The 12,258-nt window shown below is 55.5% G+C and carries 12 protein-coding genes; 7 read left to right on the plus strand and 5 right to left on the minus strand.

All coding sequences use genetic code 11. The features are described from left to right. Positions 1-30: 30 nt before the first annotated feature. The 5 genes from chbC (at position 31) to chbG (ending at position 4,863) form a co-directional block, all read left to right on the plus strand. Positions 31-1,389 carry a PTS N,N'-diacetylchitobiose transporter subunit IIC gene (gene chbC / locus FHC51_RS14805; protein WP_103823837.1) on the plus strand — a complete coding sequence of 453 codons (1,359 nt, stop codon included), beginning with the start codon at positions 31-33 and terminating at the stop codon, positions 1,387-1,389. A gap of 45 nt (positions 1,390-1,434) precedes the next feature. Then, entirely contained in the window at positions 1,435-1,788 is a 354-nt protein-coding gene (chbA, locus tag FHC51_RS14810) for a PTS N,N'-diacetylchitobiose transporter subunit IIA (RefSeq protein ID WP_103823838.1), read from the plus strand. A gap of 28 nt (positions 1,789-1,816) precedes the next feature. Next, positions 1,817-2,635 carry a transcriptional regulator ChbR gene (gene chbR, locus FHC51_RS14815; RefSeq protein ID WP_220435896.1) on the plus strand — a complete coding sequence of 273 codons (819 nt, stop codon included), beginning with the start codon at positions 1,817-1,819 and terminating at the stop codon, positions 2,633-2,635. 102 nt (positions 2,636-2,737) lie between these two features. Further along, positions 2,738-4,093, plus strand: coding sequence for a 6-phospho-beta-glucosidase (locus FHC51_RS14820; RefSeq protein ID WP_103823840.1), 1,356 nt, complete (start codon positions 2,738-2,740; stop codon positions 4,091-4,093). 11 nt (positions 4,094-4,104) lie between these two features. Then, positions 4,105-4,863 carry a chitin disaccharide deacetylase gene (chbG, locus tag FHC51_RS14825; protein ID WP_220435897.1) on the plus strand — a complete coding sequence of 253 codons (759 nt, stop codon included), beginning with the start codon at positions 4,105-4,107 and terminating at the stop codon, positions 4,861-4,863. Positions 4,864-4,993: 130 nt separating this feature from the next. On the opposite strand, the gene katE is transcribed toward chbG, so the two are convergent. Beyond that, on the minus strand, positions 4,994-7,252 hold the full coding sequence (katE, locus tag FHC51_RS14830; RefSeq protein WP_220435898.1) for a catalase HPII: 2,259 nt from the start codon (positions 7,250-7,252) through the stop codon (positions 4,994-4,996). A gap of 195 nt (positions 7,253-7,447) precedes the next feature. Here katE and cedA point away from each other — a divergent pair, with 195 nt between their 5' ends. After that, positions 7,448-7,702, plus strand: a complete 255-nt coding sequence (gene cedA, locus FHC51_RS14835) for a cell division activator CedA (protein WP_103179292.1) — start codon at positions 7,448-7,450, stop codon at positions 7,700-7,702. A gap of 58 nt (positions 7,703-7,760) precedes the next feature. Here the strand turns inward: cedA and FHC51_RS14840 are convergent, their stop codons facing one another. From FHC51_RS14840 to hxpB, 4 genes are all read right to left on the minus strand, one after another. Further along, positions 7,761-9,152, minus strand: a complete 1,392-nt coding sequence (locus FHC51_RS14840) for an L-cystine transporter (RefSeq protein ID WP_103823844.1) — start codon at positions 9,150-9,152, stop codon at positions 7,761-7,763. 129 nt (positions 9,153-9,281) lie between these two features. Then, entirely contained in the window at positions 9,282-9,872 is a 591-nt protein-coding gene (locus FHC51_RS14845) for a metal-dependent hydrolase (protein WP_103179294.1), read from the minus strand. Between the two features lie 92 nt (positions 9,873-9,964). Further along, complete coding sequence (gene kduD / locus FHC51_RS14850) at positions 9,965-10,726, minus strand: 2-dehydro-3-deoxy-D-gluconate 5-dehydrogenase KduD (RefSeq protein ID WP_103823845.1); 762 nt, start codon at positions 10,724-10,726, stop codon at positions 9,965-9,967. Between the two features lie 148 nt (positions 10,727-10,874). Continuing rightward, the gene (hxpB, locus tag FHC51_RS14855) at positions 10,875-11,543 is read right to left on the minus strand and encodes a hexitol phosphatase HxpB (RefSeq protein ID WP_220435899.1); all 669 of its coding nucleotides are present in this window, start codon (positions 11,541-11,543) and stop codon (positions 10,875-10,877) included. Between the two features lie 144 nt (positions 11,544-11,687). Between hxpB and FHC51_RS14860 the strand changes: the two genes are divergently transcribed. Further along, positions 11,688-12,224 (plus strand): YniB family protein, encoded by a 537-nt coding sequence (locus FHC51_RS14860; protein ID WP_220435900.1) that lies wholly within the window; start codon positions 11,688-11,690, stop codon positions 12,222-12,224. Positions 12,225-12,258 lie beyond the last annotated feature (34 nt).

Consider the following 12,258-nt stretch of genomic DNA (forward strand, 5'->3'; position numbering starts at 1 on the left):
ATATTATTGCGGCATTTAAGGGCATTTTCTATGAGTAGATTTATTGCTGCGCTTGAAAAGGTACTCCTTCCTTTTGCAGTTAAAATAGGAAAGCAACCGCATGTCAACGCCATTAAAAACGGCTTTATTAAATTAATGCCGCTAACCCTGGCTGGGGCCATGTTCGTTTTAATTAACAACGTTTTTCTTAGCTTCGGTGATGGTTCATTTTTCTATTCATTAGGCGTTCGTTTAGATCCCTCAACTATTGAAACGTTAAATGGTTTCAAGGCCATCGGCGGCAATGTGTACAACGGTACGCTGGGTATTATGTCGCTGATGGCACCTTTCTTTATTGGGATGGCGCTGGCAGAAGAACGTAAAGTCGACTCGCTGGCCGCCGGTTTGTTATCTGTCGCGGCCTTTATGACCGTTACCCCTTATAGCGTCGGTGAAGCCTATGCAGTAGGCGCTAACTGGCTGGGCGGGGCGAACATTATTTCCGGTATTGTGATCGGTCTGGTCGTGGCGGAAATGTTTACCTTTATTATTCGTCGCAACTGGGTGATCCGCTTACCGGACAGCGTTCCGGCATCGGTATCGCGCTCCTTCTCGGCGCTGATCCCGGGCTTCATTATTCTCTCCATCATGGGGACCATCGCCTGGGCGCTCTCTCACTGGGGCACTAACTTCCACCAGATTATCATGGACACCATCTCTACCCCGCTGGCATCCATGGGTGGCGTGGTAGGCTGGGCTTACGTAATTTTCACCTCCCTGCTGTGGTTCTTCGGTGTTCACGGGTCTCTGGCGCTGGCTGCGCTGGACAGCGGCATCATGACCCCATGGGCGCTGGAAAACGTGGCGCTCTACCAGCAGTACGGCTCCGTTGACGCGGCGCTGGCGGCCGGTAAGACCTTCCACGTGTGGGCGAAACCGATGCTCGACTCCTACATCTTCCTGGGCGGTACCGGGGCGACACTGGGTCTGATTATCGCGGTCTTTATCACCTCCCGCCGTGCGGATTACCGTCAGGTGGCGAAGCTGGCCCTGCCATCAGGCATCTTCCAGATTAACGAGCCCATCCTGTTCGGTCTGCCAATTATCATGAACCCGGTGATGTTCATTCCGTTCATCCTGGTGCAGCCGCTGCTGGCCGCCATTACCCTGACGGCTTACTACATGGGCATTATCCCGCCGGTTACGAACATTGCACCCTGGACAATGCCAGCCGGTCTGGGCGCCTTCTTCAACACCAACGGCAGCGTAGCGGCCTTCCTGCTGGCGATATTTAACCTGGGCGTGGCAACCCTTCTCTATATGCCGTTTGTCGCCATCGCTAACAAGGCCCAGACCACCATTGATGAAGAAGAGAGCGAAGAGGATATCGCCCTCGCCCTGAAATTCTGATGTCGTATGACGCGGGGCGACCCGCGTCAGTACAGGAGAGAAAACATGTTTGATTTAGATAATGTGGTAGCAGAAGCGGAAGAGGTCGTAGAGAACGATCTTGAAGAAGTAGTGATGGGACTTATCATCAACTCCGGTCAGGCCCGCAGCCTGGCGTACGCGGCGCTGAAAAAAGCCAAGCAGGGCGATTTCGACACCGCGAAAGAGATGATGGCCCAGTCGCGCACCGCGCTCAATGAAGCGCACCTGGTGCAAACAAAACTGATCGAAAGCGATCAGGGTGAAGGTAAAATGAAGGTCAGCCTGGTGCTGGTACACGCCCAGGACCATCTGATGACCTCCATGCTGGCGCGTGAGCTGGTGGCGGAACTCATCGAACTTCACGAGAAAATGCAGTAAGTCAGACTGATAGCAGGAGGTCAGCGCCATGGAAATCACTACCGCCCGGGAACAACAGCTGTTTAATGGTAAAAATTTTCATGTGTTTATCTACAACAAGGTGGAGAGCATCAGCGGTCTGCATCAGCATGACTACTATGAGTTCACCATTGTGCTGACCGGCCGCTATTTCCAGGAGATCAACGGCAAGCGGGTTCTGCTGGAGCGTGGGGATTTTGTTTTTATCCCGATGGGTTCTCACCATCAGAGCTTTTACGATTTTGGCGCCACGCGCATTCTCAACGTCGGCATCAGTAAACGCTTCTTCGAAACCCACTACTCGCCGCTGCTGCCATTCTGCTTTGTTGCATCGCAGGTTTATCACGTTAAAAGTGAATTCCTGAACTGGATCGACACCGTTATTGCCTCGCTCAACTTCCGCGATAATGAATTCGATGAATTTATTGAAGCGGTGACCTTTTACGTCGTCAATCGCCTGCGCCATTATCGCGAAGATCAGCAGGCGACCGACGATATTCCGCAATGGCTGCGCACGACCGTTGAAATGATGCATGACAAGCTGCGTTTTGGGGAAAACGCGCTGGAGAATATGGTGGCGCTGTCGGGTAAATCCCAGGAATACCTGACCCGTGCCACCCAGCGTTATTATCAGAAAACGCCGATGCAGATTATTAATGAAATACGGATCAATTTCGCCAGAAAACAGCTGGAAATCACCAATTATTCGGTGACGGATATTGCTTACGAATCCGGTTATAGCAGTCCGAGTCTGTTTATTAAAACCTTTAAGAAATTGACCTCATTTACACCTAACAGCTACCGGAAAAACCTCACAGTTATTAATTAACGTCCGGCGGTATTACCGCCGGGAATATCGATTAACAGACTTGCCCAATATAAGTGGGACGGGATCGCTATACTTAAAAAGCGGATCTCCAGGGAGAATATTATGCAAAAGAAACTTAAAGTCGTAACCATTGGCGGCGGAAGCAGCTACACCCCGGAATTACTGGAAGGCTTCCTTAAGCGTTATCATGAACTGCCGGTCAGCGAATTGTGGCTGGTTGACGTGGCCGAAGGCCAGGAGAAGCTCGATATTATTTTCGACCTGTGCCAGCGCATGGTGAAAAAAGCGGGCGTGCCGATGACCGTGCATAAAACCCTCGACCGCCGTCAGGCGCTGAAAGATGCTGATTTCGTGACGACGCAGCTGCGTGTCGGCCAGCTGAAAGCGCGCGAGCTGGATGAGCGTATCCCACTGAGCTACGGCTATCTGGGGCAGGAGACCAACGGTGCAGGCGGCCTGTTCAAAGGGCTGCGCACCATTCCGGTGGTATTCGACATCATTAAAGATGTACAGGAGATCTGTCCTCAGGCGTGGGTCATTAACTTCACCAACCCGGCCGGAATGGTCACCGAAGCGGTTTATCGCCATACCGGGTTCAAACGCTTCATTGGGGTCTGCAATATCCCTATCGGCATGAAGATGTTTATTCGCGACGTGCTGGCGCTGACCGACAACGACGACCTCTCTATCGACCTGTTTGGCCTGAACCACATGGTCTTTATCAAGGATGTCCTGGTCAACGGCAAATCACGCTTCCCGGAGCTGCTGGATGGCGTTGCCAGCGGCACCCTGAAAGCAAGTTCAGTGAAGAACATCTTTGACCTGCCGTTTAGCGAAGGGCTGATCCGCTCCCTGAATCTGCTGCCGTGCTCCTATCTGCTCTATTACTTCAAGCTGAAAGAGATGCTGGCGATCGAGATGGGCGAATACTACAAAGGCGGCGCCCGCGCGCAGGTGGTGCAGAAGGTGGAAAAACAGCTGTTCGAGCTCTATAAGAACCCGGATCTGAACGTGAAGCCGAAAGAGCTGGAGCAGCGCGGCGGGGCCTACTACTCCGATGCAGCCTGCGAAGTGATCAACGCCATCTACAACGACAAGCAGGCGGAACACTATGTCAACGTGCCGCACCACGGTCACATTGATAACATCCCGGCTGACTGGGCGGTGGAGATGACCTGCATCCTGGGCCGCGACGGGGCGAAGCCGCATCCGCGTCTGACCCATTTCGATGACAAAGTGATGGGGCTTATCCACACCATCAAAGGCTTTGAAGTGGCGGCAAGCCAGGCGGCGATCAGCGGCGAGCTGAACGACGTGCTGCTGGCGCTGAACCTGAGCCCGCTGGTGCACTCCGATCGCGATGCCGAGAAGCTGGCGCGGGATCTGATTCTGGCCCATGAAAAATGGCTGCCGAATTTCGCCGCCACTATCGATAAACTGAAAAGCGAGCAGCACTAAGAGGGATCGCTATGGAATATCTGCTGATCGTCAATGCCGATGATTTTGGCCTCTCAAAAGGGCAGAACTACGGCATCGTGGAAGCCTGTCGGCACGGCGTGGTGACCTCTACCACCGCCATGGTCAACGGCGAAGCCATTGAGCACGCCGCGGCGCTCAGCCGGGATCTGCCCGATCTGGGCGTGGGTATGCACTTTGTTCTGACCCTTGGTATGCCGCTGACCGCCATGCCAGGGCTGACCCGGGACGGGCTGTTGGGTAAATGGATCTGGGAGATGGCAGAGCAGGGGACGTTACCCCTGGAGGAGATCGCCCGCGAGCTGGACTGTCAGTTCAATCGCTTCGTCGATCTCTTCGGGCGCGAACCGACCCATATCGACAGCCATCATCACGTCCATATGATCCCGGCCATCTTCCCGCTGGTAGCCGAGTTTGCCCGCCGCAAAGGGGTGGCGCTGCGTGTGGATCGTCAGTTCGACATGCCCGGCGAAACGGGGGGTGATCTGCCGCCCACGACGGACGGTTTCAGTAGCGCATTTTATGGCGATGAAATCAGTGAAGCGCTGTTTTTAAGCGTACTGGACAGGTCCGTACAGCAGGGAGAGCGGTCGCTGGAGGTGATGGCGCATCCGGCCTTTATCGACAATACGATCCGTAAAAGCGCTTACTGCTGGCCGCGGCTGGCGGAGATGGAGGTGCTGACCTCGACGTCGCTGAAGTATGCGATTGCCGAGCGCGGGTATCGTCTGGGAACGTTCAGGGATTTGTGAAAAATTGCCGGGTGGCGCTTGCGCTTACCCGGCCTACGATGTTGTGGACCGGGTAAACGTATGTCCCACCGGTACAGAGTTGTAGCGAATTAGTAGGCCGGGTAAGGCGAAGCCGCCACCCGGCTTTTTTTTACGCAGGAATAGCGGCGATTTTACTGCGACGCGACCAGACGCGGTGCGCTGCCATCAGCAACGTCAGCTCATCCATAAACGCACCCGCAGCCGTGTCGCCTTCGACGATCCCTTCTTCGCCCTGATCTGCCACCTTCAGCAGCGGCTTAAACTGACGGGCATCGCCAGCCAGCGCAATCGGCTTGAGATGCTTGTATGCTTCCAGCAGATAGTAAGCGGCGTCGCCGTTATTCAGCAGGCTCTGAATATCGCCGCACGGCACGACGACCGCATCGACGGTCAACGACGGTGAACCGGCGAAGGTGGCCGCCACTGGCAGCACCGAGCCATCATCAGCGGTGACTTCACCCATACGCGAATAGAGCAGTTTGGCATGGACGCCTTTGGCCTTCAGCGCCCGCAGCACCGCCAGCACATCGCTCGCCCGCGGGGTATCGTTCAGCAATACCGCTACCACGCGACCTTTAATATCGCCGCCAGGAACGGCATAAAGGCTGAGGGAAGGATCCTTTTTCACGCCATTAACATCCTGCGGCGGAACCAGATTGCGTTGCTCGTCGGTAAGGGTGATGCCCAGGTTGTCCGCCACGCCCTGCGCGAGAGTAATATCGATATGAGCCAGCTGATCGACCACCCGCTCGCGGATGTAGGCGCGCACCACTTTGCTTAACTCAAAGCTGAAGGCGCCAATGATATGCTCCTGCTCAACGGGCGTCTGGCTCTGCCAGAACAGCCGTGGATGGGCATAGTATTCGGCGAAAGAGGGACTGCGCTCGCGGATCTTCGATCCCTCTACGCGCTCCTGATAGGACTCGAACCCGCCCCGTTTTGGCCCCGGCGGCGTTTCGCGCGGCCAGTTGTCATTGATCGAGTTTGGCTCGTAGTTCGCCGGGTTGGTGTCGATCTCCATGCGGTGCATCCCGTCCCGCTGGAAATTATGGTACGGGCAGGTGGGTCGGTTGATCGGGATCTCATGGAAGTTAGGCCCGCCCAGGCGACTGATTTGCGTATCGGTATAGGAGAACAGACGCCCCTGCAGTAGCGGGTCGTTGGTAAAATCCATCCCGGGAACGATGTGCCCTGGGTGGAACGCGGCCTGCTCGTTTTCGGCAAAGAAGTTGTCCGGGTTACGGTTGAGCACCATTTTGCCCACCAGCTGAACCGGCACTAGCTCTTCCGGGATCAGCTTGGTCGGATCGAGGATATCAAAATCAAATTTGAACTCGTCCTCTTCCGGGATCAGCTGGAAACCGAGCTCAAATTCCGGGAAATCGCCTGCTTCGATGGATTCCCACAGATCGCGGCGATGGAAGTCCGGGTCGCGCCCTGTGAGCTTTTGCGCCTCATCCCATACCAGCGAGGCTTTACCGGCTACCGGTTTCCAGTGGAAGCGCACAAAGGTGGCTTTGCCTTCGGCGTTAATCAGCCGGAAGGTATGAATGCCAAAGCCCTCCATGGTGCGGTAGCTGCGCGGAATGCCGCGGTCGGACATCGCCCACATCACGTTATGCAGAGTTTCCGGCTGCAGCGAGACATAGTCCCAGAAGGTATCGTGCGCACTCTGGCCCTGGGGAATAGCCCAGTGAGGTTCCGGTTTTACGGCGTGAACAAAATCGGGGAACTTGTGTGCGTCCTGAATAAAGAAGATCGGTGTGTTGTTGCCCACCAGATCAAAAACACCCTCGTCGGTGTAAAACTTGGTGGCGAAACCGCGAATATCGCGCACCGTATCGGCAGAACCTGCGCCGCCCTGTACCGTGGAAAAGCGCACAAAGACCGGTGTGATTTTATCCGGATCCGACAGGAAATCGGCTTTAGTAATCTCTTTCAGGCTTTTGTAAGGCTGGAAATAGCCGTGAGCGGCGGAGCCGCGCGCGTGTACGATGCGCTCCGGGATACGTTCATGGTCAAAGTGGGTGATCTTCTCCCGCAGGATAAAGTCTTCCAGCAGGGTGGGACCGCGGGTACCGGCACGAAGGGAGTTCTGATCGTCACTGATACGCACGCCCTGGTTGGTGGTCAACGGGAAGTTTTCACCCCCTTTGCGAACCCCCTCCAGGGCATTCAGTTTCTGGTTGCCGGTATCTGGCGCCTTCATGCTGCCGGGGGCCGTAGGCTCCTGACCTGGTGGAGTAGGGACTGGACTGGCGCGGTGAGAACCGTCCGCCGGGGCCAGCGAGTCCATTCCGGGTTTCGCTTCGCTGGCATCGTGAAGCGGGGACTGTTCAGGTTTATGGGTTTTATCATTTTGCGACATTGCACTCGTCTCCTTTTCATTGCTGAAATGCGGCCGTTTTTGCGTCAAAACTCAATAACTATAGAACATTGCGGGTTATAGACCGGGTGAAAGGCCGAACTAAGGCCAGTGCTTATGCTTGATAAAACACGTGAGGCGCGACGCAGGAGGGGCAATCGGCTATGATAAGAATTTGCTGATTTTTATGTTTGTTTAGTGAAACTGCTGCTTATGAAACCTCTTCGCCAACAAAATCGCCCTGTGATCAGTTACCAGCCTCGCGTTGAACCTGCGCCGCCAGAACATGCCACCAAAATGGATGGCTTTCGTGACGTCTGGCTGTTACGCGGCAAATATGTGGCCTTCGTACTGATCGGGGAGCGTTTTCGTCGTTCTCCAGCATTTACCGTTCCGGAATCAGCCCAGCGCTGGGCGCTGCAGGTCCGTCAGGATGAAGAGGTTGAGGATTAACAGAGATAAAAAAACCGCCGTCATTACTGAAGGCGGTTTTTTTTAACTCAGAAGGCGATTAACGGTGCGCGAGCTCCGCGTCGTCTTCACTTGCCAGAATGGTTTTGTCGGTCTGCTTCAGCCACTGGCTGGTCAGCGTCCCGGCGGTCATGGAGCCGCTGACGTTCAGTGCGGTACGACCCATGTCGATCAACGGTTCAACGGAGATCAGTAGGGCCACCAGCGTTACCGGCAGACCCAGCGCAGGCAGAACAATCAGCGCCGCGAAGGTTGCGCCGCCGCCCACACCGGCCACACCGGCAGAGCTCACGGTGACAATCCCCACCAGGGTCGCAATCCATACCGGATCCAGCGGGTTAATCCCAACCGTTGGGGCAACCATCACCGCCAGCATCGCCGGGTAGAGACCCGCACAACCGTTCTGGCCAATCGTCGCGCCGAAGGAGGCGGAGAAGCTGGCAATTGATTCTGGCACGCCCAGACGACGGGTCTGCGCTTCCACGTTCAGTGGAATAGACGCTGCGCTGGAGCGGCTGGTAAAGGCGAAGGTCAGTACCGGCCACACTTTGCGGAAATATTTCAGCGGGCTGACGCCGTTTACGCTGAGCAGAATGGCGTGAACCACAAACATAATGCCCAGACCGAGATAAGAGGCCACCACGAAGCTACCCAGCTTGATGATGTCCTGCAGGTTCGAGCCCGCAACCACTTTGGTCATTAGCGCCAGAACGCCATACGGGGTCAGCTGCATCACCAGACGCACCAGCTTCATCACCCAGCTCTGCAGGGTATCGATGGCGGTCAGTACGCGCTGGCCTTTCGGCGCATCATCTTTCAGCAGCTTCAGGGCAGCCACGCCCAGGAAGGCGGCGAAAATCACCACGCTGATGATAGACGTCGGGTTGGCACCGGTCAGATCGGCAAACGGGTTTTTCGGGATAAAGGAGAGCAGCATCTGCGGAACGGTGAGATCCGCTACTTTACCCGCATAGTTGGTCTCGATGGCGGTCAGGCGCGCGGTCTCCGCGGTGCCCTGCACCAGGCCTTCTGCCGTCAGGCCAAACAGGTTGGTGACCAGCACACCGACCAGCGCCGCGATAAGCGTAGTAAACAGCAGCGTACCGATGGTCAGAAAGCTGATTTTCCCCAGCTGGGAGGCGTTATGCAGACGGGCAACCGCGCTCAGAATAGAGGCGAAGACCAGCGGCATGACGATCATCTGCAGCAACTGGACGTAGCCGTTTCCGACAACGTTAAACCACTGAATAGACTCTTTCAGCACCGGATGGCTGGAACCGTAAATGGCCTGCAGCGCCAGGCCAAAGACCACGCCCATGACCAGACCGACCAGCACTTTTTTAGCCAGGCTCCACTGTTTATGACGCGCCTGCGCCAGCAACAGCAGTAGGCCGACGAACACCACAATGTTCGCGATTAATGGAAAATTCATCCCCGTTCTCCTGATTTAATATCAGATCGGTATCAGTCCGACCTTATTGGCGCAAGGTTAGCAGAAGTGTGATCCAGTCGCTTATATCCAAATGGAATGGGTTATGCCAAAACGGTTAAGTTTGTCCAGTTACTGCTCACTTTGCAGATGAATAAAGCGGTTGAACTGAAATTGCAGCGAATTGATCATGTGCGAAGACCAGCGCACGGCGCCGTTTTCAGGCAGCGTCTGAGGCATCCAGACGGCCCAGGCAAACAGGGCCATGCACAGCGCACGCTCCAGCTGGTTGCCTTTTTGCGGTCGGAGGATAGGCAAACGAAAACGCCAGCGGCAGGGCCAAAGGAGGGGAACTCCTGCCGGGGTGAGCATGTCGGCCAGAATATGGCTCAGGTAACCCAGTACCATTCCCTGAATGGCGTCTGCGGGAATAAGCCAGCTGTCGGGCACTTTTAAATAGAAGAGGGTCAGGGCGGCGAACACCGCCAGCAGGCTGTGCGTAAAGCCGCGATGGCCGCAGGCGCGGGCAATGGGTTTGGAGATCCACTTCAGCCGCTGCCCGAGCAGCGACTTAGGATGATCGATATCCGGTAACAGGCAGGTCAAAACCGCCGATGGCACAATATGCCACCAGTCACCCTGCGCCAGCACTGGTGTAAGCTCAGCGTTCTTGGCAAACACTGCGCAGGCGAGAGAAAAAAGCAGATGACCTTCCGCCGTCATGATAAAACCCACTAAACTGTCGATGCATCCAGTATAGGGATTTTATACAGTATACGGAAGTAGTGACGGTGTAACTCTTTGTCACAAAGCTGTTAACGCGCCAGCCAGCCCCCATCAACGGCAAGGGTATAACCGTTCACATAGTCCGAGGCGGAAGAGGCCAGAAACACCGCCGGGCCCTGGAGATCGTCTGGCTTGCCCCAGCGACCTGCCGGAATACGGTCGAGGATCTCTTTGCTGCGCTGTTCGTCGTCGCGTAGCTGCTGGGTGTTGTTGGTCGCCATGTACCCCGGGGCGATGGCATTTACGTTAATACCATGTTGCGCCCACTCGTTGGCAAGCAGCCGGGTGAGCCCCAGCACGCCGCTTTTTGACGCGGTATAAGAGGGAACGCGGATCCCCCCCTGGAAGGAGAGCATGGAAGCGATATTAATAATTTTGCCCCCTTGCCCCTGCGCAATAAACTGGCGGGCCACGGCCTGAGAGAGGAAAAAGACCGACTTCAGGTTGAGGTTCATCACCTCATCCCAGTCTTTCTCACTGAAGGTCAATGCATCTTCCCGGCGGATGGTCCCGGCGTTATTCACCAGGATATCGACCCGCCCCATGCCGGTCACCGCCTGTTCAACGAGACTTTCAATAGCATCCTGCTTGCTGAGGTCGGCCTGAATAGCCAGAAACCGGCGCCCCAGCGCCTTCACGCCCGCAGCGGTCTCTTCAGGAACGCGGCGATTGACGCTGACAATATCGCACCCAGCCTGGGCCAGACCCAGCGCCATGCCCTGGCCGAGGCCGGTATCACAGCCGGTAACGATGGCAACTTTTCCTGAAAGATTAAAGGCATCCAGTATCATACAGACCTCAGCATGTAGGGGGGTATAGTTGTTCTGAGGTAAGCATAGAATCAGTTATCAGGAAGATCAAATTAAAATGAAATGCTGTTTCAAAAATTTTTAAGGCGGTCATGTTTGCGGGCAACAGGGTGCTGCCCGCCAGTGACCATTACCCGCGTAGATGCGCCACGGTGAGCGCCTGCAGGGAGGTCAGTTTGACATCGGCCAGTGCGTAACGCGCGTCGTGCTGGTTCTCTTCCGCAGGCACGACAATAGAGCGCATCCGGGCCGCTTTACTGGCAATCATGCCATTCACCGAGTCTTCCAGCGCTACGCAGGCGGTCGGGTCGACGCCCAGCTTCGCGGCGCAATCCATATAGACCTGCGGATGCGGCTTGCTGTACGGGAGCTTTTCTGCCGAGGCCATCGCGTCAAAGCTGTCGCGCAGATCGAACATGATCAGCACCTTCTCCAGCATATGCAGCGGCGAGGCGGAAGCGAGACCGACCTTCAGCCCCTGCTCTTTACAGAGTAATACGGCCTCACGCGCGCCTTTGAGTAAGGGACGGGTCTCTTCCACCAGCGTAATGGCGCGGTTAATAATGCGATCGGTCACTTCATCCCGGCCCGGGCCTACCCACGGCTGGTGGGCGTACCAGAGTTCAACCACCATATCGATGCGCAGGCCGAGGGTATCCGGCAGTTCGTGGCGGCGGCTGATATCCACACCCAGACTCGCCATCACATCCAGTTCAGCCCGATCCCACAGCGGCTCAGAATCAATCAGTAATCCATCCATATCAAAAATGGCAGCAACAATTTGACGTGGCGTCGACATGCAACCTCTCCTTTCGTTGGTTTTAGCAGCGGTAAGCGCTACCTCACCCTGGCAATTTAGCATATCGCCAGTAAAGAGCGGGCGAAAATGAGATCCAGCAGGTAGACTTAGCCTCAAAGGATGTAATTCGATTATGAGGAACCAATGACATATCAACAAGCTGGACGCGTCGCGATACTGAAACAGATCGCCGGATGGGTGATTTTTATCCCGTCAGTTATCTCGACCATTATTTCTGTTCTGAAATTTATCTATGACCACAGCGAGAAGCAGGCCGGAATCAACGCCGTGATGCTTGATTTTGCCCATGTCATGATTGAGATGATGCGGTTCAATACCCCATTCCTGAACTTTTTCTGGTACAACTCGCCGACGCCCGATTTTCGGCAGGAGATGAACATCGCATTCTGGATTATTTTTGCCCTGATCTTTATTGCTCTCGCGTTGCAGGCTTCGGGAGCGCGGATGCGCCGCCAGACGCGCATGATCCGCGAAGGGTTGGAGGCGCAGCTGATTCTTGAGAAAGCGAGAGGGGAAGAAGGATTAACCCGTGAGCAGATCGAATCACGTATTGTGGTGCCGAATAACACTATTTTCCTGCAAATTTTCACGCTCTACGTGCTGCCCGTGCTGATGATCGTCGCCGGGTACTTCCTGTTTTCCCTGCTCGGCCTGATCTAAGCGTTCGCTGCCGGGCGCTGAAGCCCGGCAGCCT

The organism is Leclercia sp. EC_58 (genome assembly GCF_019584355.1).
Taxonomy (GTDB): Bacteria; Pseudomonadota; Gammaproteobacteria; order Enterobacterales; family Enterobacteriaceae; genus Enterobacter.

What these genes read in the sequence shown, in the direction of transcription:
- FHC51_RS14860 (WP_220435900.1), top strand. Translation starts at nt 11,688, where the DNA reads ATGACATATCAACAAGCTGGACGCGTCGCGATACTGAAACAGATCGCC.
- katE (WP_220435898.1), bottom strand. Translation starts at nt 7,252, where the DNA reads ATGTCGCAAAATGATAAAACCCATAAACCTGAACAGTCCCCGCTTCAC.
- hxpB (WP_220435899.1), bottom strand. Translation starts at nt 11,543, where the DNA reads ATGTCGACGCCACGTCAAATTGTTGCTGCCATTTTTGATATGGATGGA.
- chbA (WP_103823838.1), top strand. Translation starts at nt 1,435, where the DNA reads ATGTTTGATTTAGATAATGTGGTAGCAGAAGCGGAAGAGGTCGTAGAG.
- chbG (WP_220435897.1), top strand. Translation starts at nt 4,105, where the DNA reads ATGGAATATCTGCTGATCGTCAATGCCGATGATTTTGGCCTCTCAAAA.
- FHC51_RS14820 (WP_103823840.1), top strand. Translation starts at nt 2,738, where the DNA reads ATGCAAAAGAAACTTAAAGTCGTAACCATTGGCGGCGGAAGCAGCTAC.
- chbR (WP_220435896.1), top strand. Translation starts at nt 1,817, where the DNA reads ATGGAAATCACTACCGCCCGGGAACAACAGCTGTTTAATGGTAAAAAT.
- FHC51_RS14845 (WP_103179294.1), bottom strand. Translation starts at nt 9,872, where the DNA reads ATGACGGCGGAAGGTCATCTGCTTTTTTCTCTCGCCTGCGCAGTGTTT.
- kduD (WP_103823845.1), bottom strand. Translation starts at nt 10,726, where the DNA reads ATGATACTGGATGCCTTTAATCTTTCAGGAAAAGTTGCCATCGTTACC.
- chbC (WP_103823837.1), top strand. Translation starts at nt 31, where the DNA reads ATGAGTAGATTTATTGCTGCGCTTGAAAAGGTACTCCTTCCTTTTGCA.
- FHC51_RS14840 (WP_103823844.1), bottom strand. Translation starts at nt 9,152, where the DNA reads ATGAATTTTCCATTAATCGCGAACATTGTGGTGTTCGTCGGCCTACTG.